This window comes from Streptomyces sp. NBC_00091 (genome assembly GCF_026343185.1).
Lineage (GTDB): Bacteria > Actinomycetota > Actinomycetes > Streptomycetales > Streptomycetaceae > Streptomyces.
In genome coordinates, this window is the sequence record NZ_JAPEMA010000004.1 from 124,079 (window position 1) to 143,981 (window position 19,903).

The window sequence follows — 19,903 nt, forward strand, 5'->3', positions numbered from 1 at the left end:
CGCATCGCCGCCGGCCTCTCGCAGGAGCGGCGCGCTTCGGCTGCTGTACCGGTCGACGGCGGCCGCCGACCCCGCCACGCAGGCCTACGTGGCAGCGCTCATGGGGGCTGGTGGGGAGGTAAAGGCGGTGGCTGGACGCTTCCCGCGAATGATCGTTGTGGACCAGAAGTCGCTGTTCATCGAGGACCACGTCACGCGCACCGAAAACCACAGCGGCTGGCACGTTGCGGACCGCAGCTCGGTGATGTGGGCCCGGCAAATTTTCAAGATCTACTGGGAGAACGCGCTCCCCTGGGCCCAGGCCGTGGCGGTCGCCGGTGAGGTTGTGCTGACCGACCGGCAGATGGACATCCTGGAGCAGCTGCATGCGGGCGAATCCCAAGATGGAGCGGGCAGGAAGCTAGGCAAGAGCGACCGGTGGGTGAGCGACGGACTGGCGAGTGCCCGCGAGCGGCTGGGGCTGAAGACGACGCTCCAGCTAATGGCCTGGTACGGGCGCTGGCTGGAGCGAAACTCCAAAAGCTACTGACCGCGTCGCGGAGCGGGCCCTCGACTGACCGGAGGCGGAAAGGGAGAAGCCCCGGCCGGAAGGGGCCCGGCCGGGGCTACTTCTCAGGAGGACGGCGTCCGCAGCGCGGCTAGCCGCTCCCGATACAGCGCCCCCGCGGCGTAGGTGGCAGCCTCCGCCGACGGTGCGTATGTCTCGATCAGGTGGTGCGAGCGGGCCTTCAATTCGGCCGCCCATGCCAACGCGTGCTGCTGTGCGGACCTTCCGCACTGGCGGGGCTCACCCGGCAGGCAGGCCGGCAGGGGCTCGCCGAGCTTGTTCGCGGCGTGCCGGATTTGCCCGGCGATGGCCGCCCACTGCTCTTCGCTCCGCTCCTGCCCCGGCGGGGCAGGCCAGCCGAGGAAGCTCTCGCCGTGCGGGTCCATGAGGTGTCCTCCAGATGCGGTCAGGTGGTGGCGATCGTAGCGGCCTGGAGCGGGGCCTCCTCCGGGTCACAGTGCTGCACGGACGGGACACAGGGCCCACAGGGGCCGCACATCGGCAGGAACTGCGGCGGGGTACACGCTGCGGCACCGGGCCCGTGAACCGCGGCGATGTCGGAGCGCGCCTGGGCGAGGCGGTCGCCGGTCCAGATGTCCGCGAGCGGCTCCTCCCGTACGTTGCCGACATCGATGAAGCGCCCGAGCACGCACGGCCAAACCGCGCCGTCCGGGCCGATCGCGCACTTCTCGTGAGCGCAGTGCCCGCACAGATCCTTGATCTGCGGACGCGCGCCCTCGCTGGCCCGGCCGAACGCGCGGATCCGGTCGCCGCCGACCTGCTGTACGCCGATGCTCTTGAGGTCGGTGACGGCCTCCATGGCGCGCTGTCCCTCGCGGAGGGTGACGACGCCGCCGCGGATCGGGATGCCGAGGTCGACGGCCTTCTGCACGTTGGCGCGGGTCTTCCGATGCGCGCCCCGGAGCTTGGTGATGTCGTCGTGCTCGGCGGCGTTGTCGCTGTAGTACGAGGTGGCGAGCTTGGCGCCGTGCGCGGTGATGGCTTCCCAGACCTCGGGCTTGATGTGCGTCATGTTCGAGAAGATCTCGATCCCGAGGCCCCGGCCGGCGGCATGGGCGATCAGCTCGGGCAGGTGCGGGTACAGGGTGGGCTCACCGCCGATGTACTGAACGTCGGCACCGCCCATGGCCGCGAACTCGTCGATGACGCGCACCCAGTCGGCGACCGTCATCGTGCCGTGGCCGCGCTCGGGTCCGGAATCGGCGTAGCAGTGGGTGCAGCGCTCGTTGCAACGGCCGGTGACCTCCAGCCACGCGAACTTGAGGTTGGAGCCGGGCAAGGTGGTGGTACTCATGGTGGTGCCTCCTTGATGAAGTCGGGAGGTACGAGGCCCGGTCCGGCCGTGGGTCCTGGCAGATACACGGCCGGACGGGTGTCAGGAGTGCGGGTGGCCTAGTCCGGCAGCCCACCGCACGCCGTGCAATTCGGGTCGATGCCGGCGCAGCGCGGGTGGAGCTGGTAGGCCCTGCGGGCCGGGACACAGCCCCAGCTGGGGGCAGGAGCTATGAGCCAGCGCGCAGGGAAGCCCGGCCGGCCGAGCGGCGCCGACTCCGCTGCGGCCGACCAGGGATACCGCCCGTGCCGGTCGATGTACGTCGCCCACGGCACCTCATGCTGCTCGATGTAGAGCTGCTGGCGGAGATAGAGCGCTGCGGACGCGTGCCCGTGCTCCGCCTCAGCCGGGAGGTTCAGGCGGAGCTGCTGCCGCATCCACGCCTCGGCGTCCTCGGGCTCCTCCAGCGTCGCCACGATCTCGCGCGCTGGGCGCATCGGCCAGATGGCCGAGTCGAGCGGCGCCTCCTGCTCGTGGTCGGGGATGTAGCCCCTGGGGCCGGTGTAGGCGTACGCGTGCCAATGCAGTCCGGCCGGCGGAGACGCCGTCATCGACCAGCCACCGGCTCGACGTTGTCGACGGCGGTGGTGAACTCCCGGCCGGACGGGCCCCGGATGTACGCCAGCTCCATCCAGCGCTCGCAGGCGACCGAGCCCGACACGTTCTCGTTGATCACGGCCATCAACTCGCCCTCGGTGCCGGACGCGATGTCACGGACCCGCTTACGCAGCAGCCGGTGGGGGACGTACTCGTACTGCTCACTCATCCGCCGCCTCCGAGCAGGTGCCGAGGAAGCGCTCCCAGCCGCGGCGGGCCCGGTCGAGCAGATCCGCGCTGGGTTCGGCCACCGCGGCGACCCCCGCCAAGGGGTCGTCCGGGGTTTCGATGCTGAGCACGTCGCGGGCGCAGCTGCGCATCGGGCCGGTCATGCCGACTCCGTTGCCGCAGGCGCGGCCGACGCCACCACAGCGAGGCGCTCCAGGAGCGAGCGGGCTTCGCGCCGGTTGAGGACCAGCTCGGCGTCGCCCTGGTGGGCGTCGACGTCGAACAGGGCAAGCGGGATGCGCACCTCCCCGGTTCCCTGATCGGTGCTCAGCTCAGTGTTGCGCGCGAGCGAGGCATGCCACCCTCGAACCATCCTGCGCCTCCTTGGTGATGACATACCGTCACCATATGGGCGCACAAAGCGAGGTAGGGGGACAGATTGTCCCCCTACCCCAGGTTGTCCCTATTCCCTACGCGGTCGTGACTCCTACCGCCTCGGCGAGAACGCTGGCCTCAGCCCGAAGTGCATGCGGGGCCTCCCGCCACAGGTCAAGGACCGCGGTACGCGCGACCGGGGTGTAAGCCACGGTCTCTGAATTGATCTCATGCGCGATCTTCATGACGTGCAGCGCGGCCGTTCGTTCCCCCCGGTGAAGATGCCCACGAGCCACATCGATCCAGAGCCGCGATCGGCGCTCCAGCGAAGGCATCGCATCCGGGTCCACTTCGTCAGCGAGGGTGAGCGCCTGGCCGGCGGCCGACAGGTCGGTTGCGACGCCGATCTGGTGGAAGTCGACGTTCGTGCGGCTGAACATCGTCGACGCGTGGACGTAGGCCACTGGCAGCGACTTGGCGACTTGGTCGCCCGCATCCCAGTAGCGCCACGCGTCACCGGTCCGTCCTGCGCGGGCTGCGGTGATCGCCGCCTGAAGCTGAAGCGCGCCGTACACCCCACGCCAGTCATCGGGGGCGCCGTCCAGGTGGGGGCGAAGCAAGGACGCGGCATCTTGGACGAGCTGGAGCGCCTCGTCGGGGTGGGCGGTGCTGCGGAGGATGTTGGCGAGGCTCCAGGCCGCTGCGGCGATGGCCGCCGGGTCATCGGAGGCTTGCGCGGCGGCCATCGCGCGGTCCACGACGACCCAGGCCATCTCGGCAGTCGCAATGTAGGCGGTGGCCTGCTGGGTAAGCCGGTACACCTCCGACAGCGCAGCGTACGCCGACCGGCGTCGGGAGCCGTCCAGCGCCCGCACCGCAGTCTCGGCATCCCGAATCAGGCCCGGCAGTAGGTCACAGACCTGCGTGCGGTTGTGGTCGGAGGTGTGCCAGAGCTGCCAGGCGTCGTCCACTCGGCTCCGCAGGGCGGCCGGGTCCGGCGGTGATGCGGGCAGGTCCCAGATCAGAGGGCGGGTCATGACCGCTTCCCAGATCGCGGGCATGCCGGGATGGGCAAGGCGGCCGGCGCCGACGAGCGGCACCACGACCGGTGTTGCGACTTCGGTCGTGGTGCCGGTGAGGAGCTGGAGGTCACTGAGCTGGAGCGCTGCCGCGAGACGCATCAGCAGGGAGTGCGAGCGGAGGTCGCGCTCGCCGCTTTCGATCTTCTTGAGCCAGTCCGGGCCGCGGCCACACAGCCCGGCCAGCACGGGACGGGACATCCCGCGCGATTCGCGGAGCAGCCGAATGCGCTCGCCGGTGGTGAGGGTGCTGGGGATATCCACGTGGTGCCCCTTCTCGAATGCCGATGGCGTCAGCGTACGTCGACGCGATGGTGCGCGGGAATGCAGAAAGGGCCCCCTCCCGCCCGTAGGCGAGAGGGGGCGTTGTTCTACTTGGAGACGAGCTGGTACAGGGTGAGTCCGAGCCCGGCCAGGCCGGTCACAGCGGCGATTGAGGGGAGCGGCCACCGGGCCCGCTCGAGTGCCTCCACCCGCTGCTCCAGGCTTGGACGTTGGCGGCGCCCGGAACGCACTGGAAGTACAGCTGAGTAAACTCTCGGCGGCCATCGATCGTGCGACCACCGGGCACGTGATGGGAGACATTCCGCGGGACTCGTACCTGCGAACGCGCGACATGCTGACTGCCGAGCGGGCCGAGGTCCAACGCAAGCCCGATGCTCTGCCGAAGGAACAGGCAGAGCAGCCACTGAGTCCTGTCCCCTTCCGCGGCGTAGTCCGTGGTCTGTTGGACGAGTGGGCGACGATCAGCGTGCAGTCGAAGCGCACGATCCTGGCGTCGATGATCCTGCGCGTGGAGATCTGCGCGCAGAAGACCGTTCGGGTGGTGCCGGTGTGGGCTCCGGCGGACGAAGCGCCGCCCGGCGCGAAGCCCACAGCCGTATGAGCTGAGCCGCCTGAACTACGGGGCCACGTACCCCACAACAGGATAATGGTCGGAGAGGTTGGAGTAGGTGTAGGAGGTGCCCCAGCTGGAGACGGTCCAGGGCGCCGACTGCTCCTTGACCACGTTGTTCTCCCAGCCCGCCGGGCGGGCGTTGCCCTTGCGGTACAGGACGTAGTCCAGGTCCTCGCGCGGGTCGGTCGGGTAGCGGTAGTTGGCGATCGAGTTGAGCGCCGTGTCGAAGGAGTACGGGTGGCCCGTACGCGAGTCGGCGCCGGCCAGGTCGGCGTCCGCGAGCATCGAGGCGTACTCCGGGGTGCGGGAGTCCACGTTCATGTCGCCCGCGACGATGACCTGTTCGTCCGCCGGGATGTTCTTGGCGTCGAGGAAGGCGTCTATGTTCTTGAACTGCCGGCTGCGCATCTGCGCCGCCTCGCCCGCGCCGCAGCCCGGGTCGGTGGACTGGGCGTGGGTGCCGACCACGTGCACCTTGGTGCCGTTGACGTTCAGCACCGCGTACGCGAAGCCCTTGTTGGACCACCAGTCGGCGCCGCAGGCGTCCTTGTAGACCACCTGCTCCTTGCGCAGGATCGGCCACTTGCTGAGGATCGTGACCCCGCCGTCCTCCGGGGTGGTGGTGGAGTAGGCGCCGCCCGTCGCGTCCCAGCCGGTCTTGCCGCGGCCCATGACCGGGGTCTGGTAGGGGTACTGCGCGGAGGAGTTCGCCTTCAGCGCGTCCGAGGCGGCGTTGTCGAAGGCCTCCTGGAGCACCACCACGTCGTGGCCCTGGTAGAAGGAGGCCTTGGGGATCTCCGAGGCCCGGTGGTCCTGGCCCCAGTTCGGGTAGAGGTTCTTGCTCATCAGGAACGCGTTGTACGTCAGGACGCTCAGTCGCGGGGCCCCGGCGCTCTCGGCGGCCGTGGCGGCGGGCGCGGAGGTGACGGCCAGGGTTCCTGCGGCGATCGCCGCGACGGCCGTGGCGGCGGCCCGGGTGCGGCGGTGCGAGGTGTGCAGCATGAAGGTCTCCATCATTCCTGCGAATCCTGCGGGGGAAGATCGACGCCGTTATCCAAGCAGCCGCGGTTACCTCCCGGTAACACCCAGGACAAGGAATTCTGTCCGGGCCGAGGACTTCTTCCGCTCGCATACTTGAACCCATGAAGCACAAGGAGCTCTCCACCCCCACAAGGCCCGCCACGCGCCCCGATCCGGAGCCTCCGGCTCCCGGCGGAATGCTGTGGAGCACCACGGGGGACATCCGCTCCCTGCTCACGCTGCCCGCCGCGTTCACCCTCCAGGTCGCCCACCCCGCCGTCGGGGCCGGGGTCGACCAGTACTCGGCCTTCCGCACCGACCCCTGGGGGCGCGGCGAGCGCTCGCTGCGCTCCCTGATGCTGTGGGTGTACGGCGGCGCCGAGGCCGCCGCGGAGGGCCGCCGGGTACGCCGCCTGCACAAGGAGATCCAGGGCACCGACACCCGGGGCCGGCGCTACCACTCCCTCGACCCCGCCTGCTTCGCGTGGGTGCACGCCACCGGCTTCCCCGTCGCCCTGCACGCCGGGCGCTACCTGTTCCGCCGCATCACCCCCGCCCAGGAGCGGCAGCTGTACCGGGAGTGGCTCCAGGTGGGCCGGATCCTCGGCCTCCACGACCGGGACATGCCGCAGACCGTCGAGGAGTTCTGGCCGTACTACCACCGGATGCTGGCCGAGGAGATCGAGCCGACCAAGGTCGCCCGTGAGCTGATCGCCGCCGATGCGGACCTGCCCCCGCCCGAGGCGGCCTCCCGGGCCGTCCGGCTCCTGCTGCGGATCGCCTGGCCGGCCCTGCGCACCGCGTACCTGCACTTCCGGGCCTTCGTCACCGTCGGCTACATGCCGCCCGACGCGCGGGCCGCCATCGGCCTGGAGTGGACCCCCGCCCAGGAGCGCCGGCTCCGGCGGTTCAGCACGGCCGTACGGATCCTCGTACCGCTGCTGCCCGAGCGGCTGCGCTACCTCCCGAGGGCCCGGGCCGCACGGGCGCGATGGCGCGCCGGCACCCTCTGAGGGGCACCGGCGCGCGGGTCCGCGTACCGCCGTGGATCAGTGGTCGTGGACCGTGTTCGTCTCGGCGATCTTCTTCCAGGACTTCGGCTCCGCGGCGGGCTTGGCCGGGGACTGGAGGGTGCGGGCGCCGGTCTTGGCGGCCGGCGGGGCGAAGGCCGGCTTGGCCGGGGTGTAGAGCCAGGTCTCGAAGAGCTGGGCGAGCGGCTTGTTCGAGACCTTCTCCGCGTACCGGACGAAGTCCCCGACCTTGGCGTTGCCGTAGGCCCGCTCGGTCGGCCAGCCCTTGAGGATCTGGAAGAACTTCTCGTCGCCGATCTCGTTGCGCAGCGCCTGGAGCGCGATCGCGCCACGGTCGTAGACCGCCAGGTGGAACTGGTTGTCCGGACCCGGGTCACCCGGCTTGACCTGCCAGAACGGGTCCTCCGCCGGGTGGGAGGCGTAGGCCCAGTCGGCGAGCTCCTGGGCGGTGCCCTCGCCCTCCTTCTCCGACCAGAGCCACTGGCTGTAGCGGGCGAAGCCCTCGTTGACCCAGATGTCCTTCCAGTTGTCGACGGACACGCTGTCGCCGTACCACTGGTGGGCCAGCTCGTGGACGACGACGGAGACGTTGGCTCCGTTGGCGAACTGGCGCGGGCTGTAGAACGGCCGGGTCTGGGTCTCCAGGGCGAAACCGGTGGGCACGTTCGGGACGTAGCCGCCCAGCGCGTTGAAGGGGTACGGGCCGAAGACCCCCTCCAGCCACTCCGCGACCTCGCCGGTCCGCTCCACGCTCGCGCGCGCCGCGCCGGCGTTGTCGCCGAGGTCCTTGCTGTACGCGTTGAGGATCGGCAGGCCGCCCGCCGTCTTGTCGGTGGTGATGTCGAACTTGCCGATCGCGAGGGTGGCCAGGTAGGTGGCCTGCGGCTTGTTGGAGCGCCAGTTGTAGCGGGTCCAGCCGAGTCTCGAACTCTGCGACTGGAGCACGCCGTTGCTGATCGCCTGGGTGCCGTCCGGGACGCTGACCGAGACGTCGAAGGTGGCCTTGTCGAGGGGGTGGTCGTTGCTCGGGAACCACCACACCGCCGCGTCCGGCTCCTGCGCCGCCACGCCGCCGTCCGGGGTCCGCTGCCAGGCCGACCAGCCGTCGATCTTGAACTCCGAGGGCTTTCCGGCGTACTTGACGACGACGCTGGCCGGCTTGTCCTTCTGGAGCGGCTGGGCGGGGGTCACCTCGAGCTCGTGCGCGCCCGAGGTGGCGAACTTCGCCTTGGTGCCGTTGACCCGGATCTCGCTGACCTTCAGGCCGAAGTCGAGGTTGAAGCGGGACAGGTCCTGCTTGGCGGTGGTGAGGAGGGTGGCGGTGCCCTCCAGGAGGTCCGTCTTCGGCTCGTACTTCAGGCGCAGGTCGTAGTGGGAGACCTCGTATCCGCCGTTCCCGCTGGCCGGGTAGTAGGTGTCGCCGATACCCGGGGCGCCCGGACCGGCGCTGGCCGCCGACGCCGGGATCACCAGCAGGAGGGAGGCGGCCAGGACGCTCGGGGCGATGACTTTGCGGTGCACGAAGAGCTCCAAGGGGTAGGGGAGGCAACTCGGTTCGATGTTCGACGCTGGACGTTCGTCGTTCGACCGTATTCACCCGTGATCGCTTACGTCATGTCCATGGCCCGTGCTGTCACACGATCGCCATTCGGACGTCACGAACCCGGCCCAACCCGCCCGCCCCGGGCCGGGAGAGCGGCCGGAGCTGCGCAGATGTCCGGACCGTGCCCGGGCGGCAGAGTGGCCGGATTACGACGCCCACCCGACGCCCGCCCGCCTGTGCCCCGGGCTTCCCGGCATACTAAGCAGTCGGTAACCTGCGGTGCATGACGCTTCCCCCGCACGCCGCGCGCCGCGTTTGGCACACCGCCATCAACCCGCTGCACGCCACCGTCTACTTCTCCCCCGACCTCGCCACCGAGTTCGCCGCCCTCGGCGTCACCCATCCCGTCGCCGTGAACCTCGCCCACCGGTCCGCCGCCATGGGCCCCGTCGGACCCGGCGCGGTGACCGCCGCCTTCTACAACTACCGCCACGACCTCGTCGCCGCGCACCTCCCCGCCCTCTGGGACACGGTCTCGCCCGAGCAGGCCCTCGCCGCCCGGCTGCGCGCCGTCGACGCCACCCTGAGCCGCCTCCTCGGCCCGGAGACCATCGCCTCGGCCGCCCTCGCCGAGGCCGCCGACCTCGCCCTGCGCGCGACCGAGGCCTGCACCCGGCACGGCCGGACCCTCTACGCCGCCCACGCCGACCTCCCCGTCCCCGAGGAGCCGCACCTGCGCCTGTGGCACGCCACCACCCTGCTGCGCGAGCACCGCGGCGACGGCCACCTCGCCGCGCTGCTCATCACCGGCCTCGACCCGCTCGAAGCGCTCGTCAGCCACACCGCCACCGGCCGCGGCATGACCCCGAAGTGGGTCAAGAGCATCCGGGGCTGGGAGCAGAGCGACCTCGACGCCGCCGCCGAGCGGCTGCGCTCCCGGGGCATCCTCGACGCCGACGGCGAACTCACCGAGGAGGGCCACGCGGTCCGCGAGCGGCTGGAGACCGAGACCGACCGCCTCGACGCCGCCCCGTACGAACACCTCGGCGTGGCCGGCCTCGCCCGGCTCGGCGAGCTGGGCGGCGCCATCGTCGCGCAGGCCGTCGGAGCGGGCGCCTTCCCCCGCGACCTCACCGGAAAGGGCTGAGGGCCTCCCGCCGTCTGTCGGCGGCACCTGCCACAATTGACAGCCTTCCACGCAAACGCACGAAGGCAGGCGGGACCGCACAGTGACGATGTCCATCGAAGGCAGGATCGCCGAGGAGCTCGGCGTACGGGAACGGCAGGTCAAGGCCGCCGTCGAGCTGCTCGACGGCGGCTCCACCGTGCCGTTCATCGCGCGCTACCGCAAGGAAGCGACCGAGATGCTCGACGACGCCCAGCTGCGCACCCTCGAGGAGCGGCTGCGGTACCTGCGCGAGCTGGAGGACCGCCGCGCCGCGATCCTCGACTCCGTACGCGAGCAGGGCAAGCTCGACGCCGAACTGGAGGCCCGGATCAACGCGGCCGACACCAAGGCCCGGCTGGAGGACATCTACCTCCCCTTCAAGCCCAAGCGCCGCACCAAGGCGCAGATCGCCCGCGAGGCCGGCCTGGCGCCCCTGGCCGAGGGACTGCTGGCCGACCCCTCCGTGGAACCGGCCGCCGCCGCGGCCGCGTTCGTGGACGCCGGCAAGGGCGTCGCCGACCCGGCCGCCGCCCTGGAGGGCGCCCGCGCCATCCTCACCGAGAAGTTCGCCGAGGACGCCGACCTGATCGGCGACCTCCGCGAGCGCATGTGGGGCCGCGGCCGGCTCGCCTCGAAGGTCCGCGAGGGCAAGGAGGAGGCGGGCGCGAAGTTCTCCGACTACTTCGACTTCGCCGAGCCCTTCACCGCCCTCCCCTCGCACCGGGTCCTCGCCCTGCTGCGCGGCGAGAAGGAGGACGTCCTCGCCCTCGACCTGGAGCCCGAGGAGCCGGGCGACGCTCCCGGCCCCTCCACCTACGAGGGGCTGATCGCCCGCCGCTTCGCCATCGCCGACCGCGCCCGCCCCGGCGACAAGTGGCTCGCCGACACCGTCCGCTGGGCCTGGCGCACGAAGATCCAGGTGCACCTCGGCATCGACCTGCGGACCAGGCTGCGCGCCGCCGCCGAGGACGAGGCCGTACGGGTCTTCGCGGCCAACCTGCGCGACCTGCTGCTCGCCGCCCCCGCCGGCACCCGCGCCACCCTCGGCCTGGACCCGGGCTTCCGTACCGGCGTCAAGGTGGCCGTCGTCGACGCGACCGGCAAGGTCGTGGCCACGGACGTGATCCACCCGCACGTTCCGGCCAACAGGTGGGACGAGTCCCTCGCCAAGCTCGCCCGCCTCGCCGAGGAGCACGCGGTCGAGCTGATCGCCATCGGCAACGGCACCGCCTCCCGCGAGACCGACAAGCTCGCCGGGGACCTCATCACCCGCCACCCCGAGCTGGGGCTCACCAAGGTGATGGTCTCGGAGGCGGGCGCCTCCGTGTACTCCGCCTCGGCCTTCGCCTCGCAGGAACTCCCGGACATGGACGTGTCCCTGCGCGGCGCGGTCTCCATCGCCCGCCGCCTCCAGGACCCGCTCGCCGAGCTGGTCAAGATCGACCCGAAGTCGATCGGCGTCGGCCAGTACCAGCACGACCTGTCCGAGGTGAAGCTGTCCCGCTCGCTCGACGCGGTCGTCGAGGACTGCGTGAACGGCGTCGGTGTGGACGTCAACACCGCCTCCGCCCCGCTGCTCTCACGGGTCTCGGGCATCAGCGGCACCCTCGCCGAGAACATCGTGTCCCACCGCGACGCCAACGGCCCCTTCCGCAGCCGCAAGGGCCTCAAGGACGTGGCCAGGCTCGGCCCCAAGGCGTACGAGCAGTGCGCGGGCTTCCTGCGGATCCGCGGCGGGGACGACCCGCTGGACTTCTCCAGCGTCCACCCCGAGGCCTACCCGGTCGTACGGGCCATGGGCAAGACGGCGGGCGCCGAGGTGGCGGCCCTGATCGGCAACAGCACCGTCCTGCGCTCCCTGCGGCCGGAGCAGTTCGTCACCGAGGCCTTCGGCCTGCCCACGGTCACCGACATTCTGCGCGAGCTGGAGAAGCCGGGCCGCGACCCGCGTCCCGCCTTCAAGACGGCCACCTTCAAGGAGGGCGTCGAGAAGATCGGCGACCTGGCGCCCGGCATGATCCTGGAAGGGGTGGTCACCAATGTGGCCGCCTTCGGCGCCTTCATCGACATCGGCGTCCACCAGGACGGACTCGCGCACGTGTCGGCCCTGTCGAAGACCTTCGTCAAGGACCCCCGGGACGTGGTGAAGCCGGGCGACATCGTCCGGGTCAAGGTCATGGAGGTGGACATCCCGCGCAAGCGGATCTCGCTGACCCTGCGGCTGGAGGACGAGGCGGGCGCGGAGCGCGGCGCCGGTGCGCCCCGCCAGCGCGAGGAGCGCCGCGAGGACCGTCGGGGCGGCGGCCGTCCCCCGCAGCAGCGCGGCCAGGCACCGGGCCAGGGCCAGCGCCAGGCGCAGAGCCAGGGCCAGGGACAGGGACAGCGCGGCGGCGACGGCCGCCGCCAGGGCGCCGGCAGTGGCGGCGGGCAGCGCCCCGGCGCCCCGGCCCCCGCCAACAGCGCCATGGCCGACGCCCTGCGCCGCGCCGGCCTCACCGGCCCGGAGGAACAGCGCAAGCGGCGATAGCGGCGCGTCGGACCAGGCGTAGGCCCACGGTCGGCAGAACTGGCCGAATAGGCACCCCGGACGGGGAACCGCCTTGCCAACTGCCGTGGACGATCTGTAGGGATGGTGGAACGCCCGTTCGCTCGCGCGGACGGGCGTTCCCGTTTTTCCCTCCGGGACCGCCCTCCCGAGGCCGCCTCAAGGCACAGGACGCCATGCCGATGCCCACCCCCCACGCCTACCGACGCTGCCCGAGAAAGGGTCCGAAGAGGGAACACATGCCCTACCGGGATCTCAGCCTGCGCAAACGGTGCGAGACGATTCTCGGTCACCTGGATCTGACCCACCCGTTCTCCCTGGACGGCCTGTGCACCCGCATCGCCGACCAGCGCGGCCGTCCCATCCGGCTGCACCCGCTGCCCCGGGAGGCCGCCGAATCCGGCGTCTGCGGACTGTGGGTGGGCACCGAGAGCGTGGACTACGTCTTCTACGAGGCCCACACCACCCCCCTGCACCGGGAGCACATCGTGCTCCACGAGCTCGGGCACATCCTCTTCGGCCACCACCACCTGGAGGGCGAGGAGGCCGACGGCCGGGCCCCCGTGGTCCTCGGCCGCACCAACTACACCACCCGTCAGGAGCAGGAGGCGGAGATGCTCGCGAGCATGATCCGCATCCGCACCTCCGCCGCCGGCCACCCCCGCCGGACCGCAGCCCCCCGCGGGGCCCTCGCGCGGCTCGAATCCGCCATGGGCTACGAGCGGGGCCACCGCGATGGCAGCTGAACTCGCCGCCATCGGCGACTGGCTCGCCGTTCCCAGCGTGGTGTGCCTGTGGATCGCGGTCCTGCTCCGGGCCCCCGGCGCCCTGCGCTCCCCGGAACAGCGCGGACTGTGGCTCGCCGTCGCCACCGCCGCCGCCGCGATGACCCTGAACCTGCCCGCCGTCGTCACGTACGCCATGAGCCGCGAGCCCGGGTACGCGCACACGGTCGGCCTCGTCCGCAACCTCATCGGCGTCCTGTCGGCGGGCGCGGTGCTCTACTTCGTGGCCGCCGCCACCCGCGGGCGCAGGCTCCAACTCGCCTCCTGGGCGGGCACGGTGCTCTGGCTCGCCACCCTCGTGGCCCTGGACGCCGCCGCGCCCGGGCACGGCACGCACACCATCCCGCCCACCGGGGACCCCGTACCCTCCCTCGCCTACTGGCTCGTGCTGATCTCCGCCCACCTGATCGCCAACACCATCTGCGTCTTCGTCTGCTGGCGCTACGGCCGCCGCAGCGAGAGTCGCGGACTGGCCGCCGGGCTGCGGCTGTTCGGCCTGGGCACCGCGCTGGCCGGGCTGTTCTGGTTCGCGTACCTGCTCAAGGCCCTGGCCGGCAGCACCTGGGCGATGCCCGCCCTGCCGCTGATGATGAACCTGCACGGCCTGCTGCGCGCCGCCGCGATCCTGGTACCGACCCTGTTCACGCTGCGCCGCACCCTCACCGACACCGTCACCGCCTGGCGGCTGTGGCCCCTGTGGCGGGACCTCGTCCAGGCCGTCCCGCACGTGGTGCTCTCCGAGCCCCGGGCCGGACGGGTGCTGGAGCTGCTCTGGCCGCCGGTGCCGCGCGGCATGCTGGTCTACCGCAAGGTCATCGAGACCCGCGACGCGATCCTGATCCTGGGGGAGTACGTGCCCCCCGGCGTGCCGGAGCTCGCCCGCGGCCACGTCGCCGACAGCGGCGTCCCCGAGCAGCGGCGCACGGCGGCCGCGCTGGCCTGCGTACTGAAGGAGGCGCGGCGGGCGAAGCTCGCCGGACTGCCCGGGCAGCAGGCGCAGGGCCCCGCGCTGGAACTGCCCGCCGCGATGCAGACCTCCGCGGAGGGCGGCGACCTGGCGGACGAGGCCGGATTCCTGGTGGACGTCGCCCGGGCCTACGCCTCGCCCGCCGCCCGCGCCTTCACCCCCGACCCCCGTACCGCCTGAACGTCCAGGAAGCGAAGCTCACGTGACCACCACCGTACTGATCACCGGGGCCAGCGCCGGCCTCGGCGCCGCCTTCGCGCGGGCCTTCGCCGCCAAGGGCTGCGACCTGGTCCTCGTCGCCCGGGACAAGGACCGCTTGGAGGCCCTGGCCGCGGAACTCGCCCGGGAGACCGGGACGGTCTGCGAGGTGCTCCCCGCCGACCTGCTCGACGCCACCGCGTGCGCGGCCGTCGCCGACCGGCTCGCCGACACCGCACGGCCCGTGGACATCCTGGTCAACAACGCCGGATTCGGCCTGCCCGCGCCCTTCCCGTACAACCCGGTCGAGGACGAGGAGCGGATGCTCGACCTCCTCGTGAAGGTCCCGCTCCGGCTCACCCACGCACTGCTGCCGGGCCTGCGGGAGCGCCGACGGGGCGCGGTGCTCAACGTCTCCTCGGTCGCCGGACTGCTCCCGACCGGGACGTACGGCGCGGCGAAGGCCTGGATCACCGCCTTCAGCGAATCCCTCCGGGTGGACATGGAGCCCTACGGGGTCCGCGTCCTGGCCGTGGTCCCGGGCTTCACCCGCACCGAGTTCCAGGAACGCGCCGGCATGGACGTCAGCGCCCTGCGCGACGCGGTGTGGCTGGAGCCCGAGGCGGTGGTGGCCAAGGCCCTGCGCGACCTCGCCCGCCGCCGCCCGGTCAGCGTCACCGGCCGCCACTACCAGGCGTACGCCTTCGCGGCCCGCCATCTGCCGCGCGCCTTCGTGGCCCGCAAGATGGCCCGCAAGCGGACACCCCCGGCCTAGGGGGTGTCCTGGACGTCAGAGTTCGGTGACCTTGCCGTCCGCGACCTCCAGGCGGCGGGTCACGTGGACGGCGTCCAGCATGCGGCGGTCGTGGGTGACCAGCAGCAGGGTGCCCTCGTAGGCGTCCAGGGCCGCCTCCAGCTGCTCGATCGCCGGCAGGTCCAGGTGGTTCGTCGGCTCGTCCAGCACCAGCAGGTTCACCCCGCGGCCCTGGAGCAGCGCCAGGGCCGCCCGGGTGCGCTCGCCGGGGGAGAGGGTCGCCGCCGGGCGCAGCACGTGCGCCGCCTTCAGGCCGAACTTGGCCAGCAGCGTACGGACCTCCGCCGGCTCGGTGTCCGGGACGGCCGCGCAGAAGGCCTCCAGCAGCGGCTCCTCGCCGAGGAACAGGCCGCGCGCCTGGTCGACCTCGCCGACCAGGACGCCTGAGCCGAGGGTGGCGGAACCGGAGTCCGGTGCCAGCCGGCCCAGCAGGACCGCGAGGAGGGTGGACTTGCCGGCGCCGTTGGCCCCGGTGATCGCGACCCGGTCCGCCCAGTCGATCTGCAGGCTGGCCGGGCCGAAGCCGAAGTCCCCGCGCTGGACGGTTGCCTCGCGCAGCGTGGCGACCACCGAGCCGGAGCGGGGGGCTGCCGCGATCTCCATGCGCAGCTCCCACTCCTTGCGGGGCTCGTCGACGACGTCCAGGCGCTCGATGGCGCGCTGCGTCTGCCGGGCCTTGGCGGCCTGCTTCTCGCTGGACTCGCCGCGCAGGTTCTTGCCGATCTTGTCGTTGTCGCTCGACTTGCGGCGGGCGTTGCGCACGCCCTTGTCCATCCAGTTGCGCTGCATCTGCGCGCGGCCCTCGAGCGCGGACTTCTTGTCCGCGTACTCCTCGAACTCCTCGCGGGCGTGGCTGCGAGCCCGCTCGCGCTCCTGGAGGTAGGACTCGTAGCCGCCGCCGTAGAGGTTGATCTGCTGCTGGGCCAGGTCGAGCTCGAGGACCTTGGTGACGGTCCGGGTCAGGAACTCGCGGTCGTGGCTGATGACCACCGTGCCCGCGCGCAGCCCCGTCACGAACCGCTCCAGCCGCTCCAGGCCGGAGAGGTCCAGGTCGTTGGTGGGCTCGTCGAGGAGGAACACGTCGTACCGGGACAGCAGCAGCGAGGCGAGCCCGGCCCGGGCGGCCTGGCCGCCGGACAGGGCCGACATCGGCAGGTCCAGGCTCACCGCCAGGCCCAGCTCGTCCGCGACCTCCTGGGCCCGCTCGTCGAGATCGGCGCCGCCGAGGTTCAGCCAGCGGTCGAGGGTGTCCGCGTACGCGTCGTCGGCGCCCGGGGTGCCGTCCACGAGCCCCTGGGTGGCCTCGTCCAGCGCCGCCTGCGCGGCGGCGACGCCGGTCCGGCGGGCGAGGAACTCCCGCACCGACTCCCCGTCGCGCCGCTCGGGCTCCTGGGGGAGGTGGCCGACGGCGGCGCCGGGCGGGGAGAGCCGCGTCTCACCGGTCTCGGGCGTGTCGAGCCCGGCGAGCAGCCGCAGCAGGGTCGACTTCCCGGCGCCGTTGACGCCGACGAGACCGATGACGTCGCCGGGCGCGACGACGAGGTCGAGACCGGCGAAGAGCGTGCGCTCACCGTGCGCGGCGGTGAGGTTCTTGGCGACGAGGGTTGCAGTCATGATGCCCCGATCCTATCGGCGCCCCGGCGCCCTCCGGCCCGAGTGGCCGCAGCGCGGGGGCACCGCGATCGCAGCACCGGCGGCGCGCCATGGCCGGATAGGTGGGATGCCCGTCATTGCGGCCATCGGTGCCGGGTCACACCATGGAGGCATGTCACTGCGAAACGTGCTCGTCGTCCTCTACGACGGGGTGCAGAGCCTGGACGTGACCGGCCCGGTCGAGGTGTTCGACGGCGCCGGGCGCTGCCGGACGGACGGCGGGTACGCGGTCCGGACCGTCTCCCCGGGCGGCGCGCCGGTCCGCACCAGCAGCGGGCTGACCCTGGTGCCCGACGGGGACCTGGAGAGCGTCCGGCCCGGCCCGCGGACCACCCTGCTGGTGCCCGGGGGCCGGTTCACCGGGGACTTCGAGCCGAGGCTCACCGACTGGCTGCGCGCGTACGGGGGACGCGCGGGGCGGCTGGTGTCCGTGTGCACCGGGGGACTGCTGCTGGCCGAGGCGGGCCTGCTGGACGGGCGGCGGGCGACGACGCACTGGTCCGTGTGCGGGCGGATGGCACGGGACTACCCGCGGGTGTCGGTGGAACCGGACCCCATCTACGTCCGGGACGGCCCCGTCGCCACCTCGGCCGGGGTCACCGCCGGGATCGACCTCGCGCTGGCGCTGGTCGAGGAGGACCTCGGGCGGGACGTGGCCCTGCTGGTCGCCCGGCACCTGGTGGTGTTCCTGCGCAGACCCGGGAACCAGGCGCAGTTCAGCGCCCAGCTGGCGGCGCAGACCGCGCGGCGGGAGCCGCTGCGGGACGTACAGCAGTGGATCACCGAGCACCCGGGCGGGGACCTGAGCGTGGAAGCCCTCGCGGCGAGGGCCGCGCTGTCGCCGCGGCACTTCGCGCGGGCCTTCCAGGCGGAGACGGGGGTGACGCCGGGGCGGTACGTCGAGCGGGTGCGGGTGGAACACGCGCGCAGGCTGCTGGAGGACAGCGGGGAGGGGGTCGCGCAGATCTCGCAGGCGTGCGGCTACGGGACGCCGGAGGCGCTGAGGCGGGCCTTCGTCAAAACCCTCGGCCAGTCCCCGGCCGAATACCGTCGCCGCTTCGGCCGCCCACCTTCCTGACGCGGCCCTCGCACCGCTCGGCCCTGGCGGGCCTCCCGGGCTTCGGCCCGCTGCGCCGGACTCCGTCCGTCGGCCTGCCGGGCGGGGCCACACGCCTCGGCTGGGGTCCGGCGGTCGCCTGCGGGTGGTGGGCCGCTGCGCGGAGCAGGTCCCCTACCCACCCTTCCACCGTTCCCCGGGCGCTGCCCGGACCCGCGCCTCAAACGCCGGCGGGGCTCACGAGACGGCGCTCCGCGCCCGCGCCTCAAACGCCGGCGGGGCTGGGGTGGGCGGGCGTTGCCCGGACGCGGGGCTCAAGCTCCCCCAGCTACCGCTGGGGAGGTGCCCCCAGGCGGGGCTGGGTTGTGCGGGCTCTCCTCGGGCCCGGGCCTCAAGCTTCCTCAGCTATCGCTGGGCGCAGCCACACTCAGCCTCGCCGGCGTTTGAGGCGCGGGGGTCCGGGGGCTGGCCCCCGGGACGCGGTCCGCAGGCGGGCGATCCGCGCCGGAAAAACCAGCCTCGCCGGCGTTTGAGGCGCGGGGTCCGGGCAGCGCCCGGGGAACGGTGGAAGGGCGGGTAGGGGACAGCACCGCGCAGCGGAACGCCCGCGGGGCTGGATGCCCGGACCGACCAGATCAGACCACTCGGACAGGGCCGCCCGGCCATCGGGCAGGCCAGGACACTCAACCGCTCCGGAGGAGCCATGCAGATCGCCGTACTGCTCTACGACCGTTTCACCGCACTCGACGCCATCGGCCCCTACGAGACCCTCAGCCGCCTCCCTGACGCCGAGACCCTCTTCGTGGCCGAGCGCCCCGGGCCCGTGCGGACCGACAACGGGGCGCTCGGGCTCGTCGCAGACAAGGGGCTCGAGGACGTGACGCGCCCGGACATCGTCATCGTGCCCGGCGGACCGTACCCCGAGGTGGAGATGGAGAACCCCGCCGTACTCGACTGGCTCCGCGCCGTCGACGCCACGACCACCTGGACCACCTCCGTCTGCACCGGCTCGCTCCTGCTCGCCGCCGCCGGGCTGCTCGACGGGCGGCGGGCGACCAGCCACTGGCTCTACCTCGACCGGCTGCGCCCCTTCGGCGTCGAGCCCACCGGCGAACGGGTGGTCTTCGACGGCAAGTACGTCACCGCCGCCGGGGTGTCCTCCGGCATCGACATGGGGCTCGGCCTGCTCGGCCGGATCGCCGGGGACACGTACGCGCAGACCGTGCAGCTGATGTGCGAGTACGACCCCCAGCCGCCCTACGACGCCGGCTCGCCGGCCAAGGCCCCGGCCGAGATCGTCGCCCGGCTGCGCGCCGCTAATCCGCTGACGGCCAGCTGAAGGCCGGAGCCCGCCGCTCCAGGAACGCGGCGACACCCTCCGCGGTGTCGCCGCTCGCGGCGGCCTCGGCCGTCCAGTACGCGTCCCGGTCCAGGCGGCCGTCCGTGAACTCCTTCGCGGCGGCCTGCGTCAGCCGCGAGCGGGTGGTCAGGATCCGGGTGAACCGGGCCACCCGCTCCTCCAGTTGCCCCGCCGGCAGCAGCTCGTTCAGGAACCCGGCTCGCAGGGCCGTGTCCGCGTCGATCAACTCCGCGGAGAACAGCAGGTACTTGGCCCACGCCGGCCCGACCACCGAGGCCAGCCGCCGGGTGGAGGACGCCGGGTAGACGATGCCCAGCCTGGCCGGGGTCACCCCGAAGGACGCGCCCTCCTCCGCGAACCGCAGATCGCACGCCGCCGCCAGCTGGCTGCCGCCGCCCACGCAGAAACCCCGGATCGCCGCCACCGTCGGCTTCGGGAAGGCCGCCAGGGCCTCCTCCGCCGCCACCGCCAGGGCCTGCGGGTCCTCCTTGCCGGTGAGCGAGGAGATGTCGGCCCCCGCGCAGAAGGTCGGGCCGGCCCCGGTCAGCACCAGCACCCGGACGGCCGCATCCTCCGCGAGGAGCGCCAGCAGTTCCGGCAGGGCCCGCCACATCGAGGCGGTCATGGCGTTCCGCTTGGCGGGATGCGAGATGACGACGGTGGCCACCCCGTCGGCGACCGTGTGGTGGAGGGCTGCGTCCATGCGCCAGATGCTATCCCGGGCCGCCGATCCTATGATCAAGG

At 72.3% G+C, this 19,903-nt stretch carries 21 protein-coding genes; 10 read left to right on the forward strand and 11 right to left on the reverse strand.

What is annotated here, in order from left to right; translation table 11 throughout:
- The first annotated feature begins 148 nt into the window (after window positions 1-148).
- Window positions 149-529 carry a hypothetical protein gene (locus OOK34_RS33665; RefSeq protein ID WP_267037964.1) on the forward strand — a complete coding sequence of 127 codons (381 nt, stop codon included), beginning with the start codon at window positions 149-151 and terminating at the stop codon, window positions 527-529.
- A gap of 83 nt (window positions 530-612) precedes the next feature.
- Here OOK34_RS33665 and OOK34_RS33670 read toward each other — a convergent pair whose 3' ends face one another.
- The 7 genes from OOK34_RS33670 to OOK34_RS33700 form a co-directional block, all read right to left on the reverse strand.
- The gene (locus tag OOK34_RS33670) at window positions 613-933 is read right to left on the reverse strand and encodes a hypothetical protein (RefSeq protein WP_267037965.1); all 321 of its coding nucleotides are present in this window, start codon (window positions 931-933) and stop codon (window positions 613-615) included.
- Between the two features lie 20 nt (window positions 934-953).
- Entirely contained in the window at window positions 954-1,862 is a 909-nt protein-coding gene (locus OOK34_RS33675) for a radical SAM protein (protein ID WP_267037966.1), read from the reverse strand.
- A gap of 98 nt (window positions 1,863-1,960) precedes the next feature.
- Entirely contained in the window at window positions 1,961-2,452 is a 492-nt protein-coding gene (locus OOK34_RS33680) for a hypothetical protein (protein WP_267037967.1), read from the reverse strand.
- On the reverse strand, window positions 2,449-2,667 hold the full coding sequence (locus OOK34_RS33685) for a hypothetical protein (RefSeq protein ID WP_267037968.1): 219 nt from the start codon (window positions 2,665-2,667) through the stop codon (window positions 2,449-2,451). Before OOK34_RS33685 ends, OOK34_RS33680 begins: the two co-directional genes overlap by 4 nt.
- Window positions 2,660-2,830, reverse strand: a complete 171-nt coding sequence (locus tag OOK34_RS33690; protein WP_267037969.1) for a hypothetical protein — start codon at window positions 2,828-2,830, stop codon at window positions 2,660-2,662. Before OOK34_RS33690 ends, OOK34_RS33685 begins: the two co-directional genes overlap by 8 nt.
- The gene (locus tag OOK34_RS33695; protein WP_267037970.1) at window positions 2,827-2,970 is read right to left on the reverse strand and encodes a hypothetical protein; all 144 of its coding nucleotides are present in this window, start codon (window positions 2,968-2,970) and stop codon (window positions 2,827-2,829) included. The genes OOK34_RS33690 and OOK34_RS33695 overlap by 4 nt, the downstream gene beginning before the upstream one ends.
- A gap of 166 nt (window positions 2,971-3,136) precedes the next feature.
- Window positions 3,137-4,384 carry a helix-turn-helix domain-containing protein gene (locus tag OOK34_RS33700; RefSeq protein WP_267037971.1) on the reverse strand — a complete coding sequence of 416 codons (1,248 nt, stop codon included), beginning with the start codon at window positions 4,382-4,384 and terminating at the stop codon, window positions 3,137-3,139.
- Between the two features lie 223 nt (window positions 4,385-4,607).
- Between OOK34_RS33700 and OOK34_RS33705 the strand changes: the two genes are divergently transcribed.
- A complete protein-coding gene (locus OOK34_RS33705; protein ID WP_267037972.1) occupies window positions 4,608-5,006 on the forward strand; it encodes a hypothetical protein in 399 nt (132 codons plus the stop codon).
- A gap of 15 nt (window positions 5,007-5,021) precedes the next feature.
- Here OOK34_RS33705 and sph read toward each other — a convergent pair whose 3' ends face one another.
- Window positions 5,022-6,020 (reverse strand): sphingomyelin phosphodiesterase, encoded by a 999-nt coding sequence (sph, locus tag OOK34_RS33710; RefSeq protein WP_267038225.1) that lies wholly within the window; start codon window positions 6,018-6,020, stop codon window positions 5,022-5,024.
- 140 nt (window positions 6,021-6,160) lie between these two features.
- On the opposite strand from sph, the gene OOK34_RS33715 reads away from it, so the two are divergent.
- The gene (locus OOK34_RS33715) at window positions 6,161-7,051 is read left to right on the forward strand and encodes an oxygenase MpaB family protein (RefSeq protein WP_267037973.1); all 891 of its coding nucleotides are present in this window, start codon (window positions 6,161-6,163) and stop codon (window positions 7,049-7,051) included.
- A 36-nt stretch (window positions 7,052-7,087) separates the two neighbouring features.
- Here OOK34_RS33715 and OOK34_RS33720 read toward each other — a convergent pair whose 3' ends face one another.
- Window positions 7,088-8,590, reverse strand: a complete 1,503-nt coding sequence (locus OOK34_RS33720; RefSeq protein ID WP_267037974.1) for a M1 family metallopeptidase — start codon at window positions 8,588-8,590, stop codon at window positions 7,088-7,090.
- Window positions 8,591-8,895: 305 nt separating this feature from the next.
- On the opposite strand from OOK34_RS33720, the gene OOK34_RS33725 reads away from it, so the two are divergent.
- The 5 genes from OOK34_RS33725 (at window position 8,896) to OOK34_RS33745 (ending at window position 15,050) form a co-directional block, all read left to right on the forward strand.
- Window positions 8,896-9,759 carry a hypothetical protein gene (locus tag OOK34_RS33725; protein ID WP_267037975.1) on the forward strand — a complete coding sequence of 288 codons (864 nt, stop codon included), beginning with the start codon at window positions 8,896-8,898 and terminating at the stop codon, window positions 9,757-9,759.
- Window positions 9,760-9,841: 82 nt separating this feature from the next.
- Window positions 9,842-12,307, forward strand: a complete 2,466-nt coding sequence (locus OOK34_RS33730) for a Tex family protein (RefSeq protein WP_323183524.1) — start codon at window positions 9,842-9,844, stop codon at window positions 12,305-12,307.
- A gap of 257 nt (window positions 12,308-12,564) precedes the next feature.
- Window positions 12,565-13,071, forward strand: a complete 507-nt coding sequence (locus OOK34_RS33735) for an ImmA/IrrE family metallo-endopeptidase (protein ID WP_267037977.1) — start codon at window positions 12,565-12,567, stop codon at window positions 13,069-13,071.
- Window positions 13,061-14,257: an MAB_1171c family putative transporter gene (locus tag OOK34_RS33740; protein WP_267037978.1), complete on the forward strand. Its 1,197-nt coding sequence runs from the start codon at window positions 13,061-13,063 to the stop codon at window positions 14,255-14,257. Before OOK34_RS33735 ends, OOK34_RS33740 begins: the two co-directional genes overlap by 11 nt.
- A 22-nt stretch (window positions 14,258-14,279) precedes the next feature.
- Window positions 14,280-15,050, forward strand: a complete 771-nt coding sequence (locus tag OOK34_RS33745; RefSeq protein ID WP_267037979.1) for an SDR family oxidoreductase — start codon at window positions 14,280-14,282, stop codon at window positions 15,048-15,050.
- Window positions 15,051-15,065: 15 nt separating this feature from the next.
- Here the strand turns inward: OOK34_RS33745 and OOK34_RS33750 are convergent, their stop codons facing one another.
- Window positions 15,066-16,703 carry an ABC-F family ATP-binding cassette domain-containing protein gene (locus tag OOK34_RS33750; protein WP_267037980.1) on the reverse strand — a complete coding sequence of 546 codons (1,638 nt, stop codon included), beginning with the start codon at window positions 16,701-16,703 and terminating at the stop codon, window positions 15,066-15,068.
- 151 nt (window positions 16,704-16,854) lie between these two features.
- Here OOK34_RS33750 and OOK34_RS33755 point away from each other — a divergent pair, with 151 nt between their 5' ends.
- Window positions 16,855-17,820, forward strand: coding sequence for a GlxA family transcriptional regulator (locus tag OOK34_RS33755; protein WP_267037981.1), 966 nt, complete (start codon window positions 16,855-16,857; stop codon window positions 17,818-17,820).
- 682 nt (window positions 17,821-18,502) lie between these two features.
- Window positions 18,503-19,138, forward strand: coding sequence for a DJ-1/PfpI family protein (locus tag OOK34_RS33760; protein WP_267037982.1), 636 nt, complete (start codon window positions 18,503-18,505; stop codon window positions 19,136-19,138).
- On the opposite strand, the gene OOK34_RS33765 is transcribed toward OOK34_RS33760, so the two are convergent.
- A complete protein-coding gene (locus OOK34_RS33765; protein WP_267037983.1) occupies window positions 19,116-19,862 on the reverse strand; it encodes an enoyl-CoA hydratase/isomerase family protein in 747 nt (248 codons plus the stop codon). The two genes, OOK34_RS33760 and OOK34_RS33765, sit on opposite strands and share 23 nt — an antisense overlap.
- Between the last annotated feature and the right edge of the window lie 41 nt (window positions 19,863-19,903).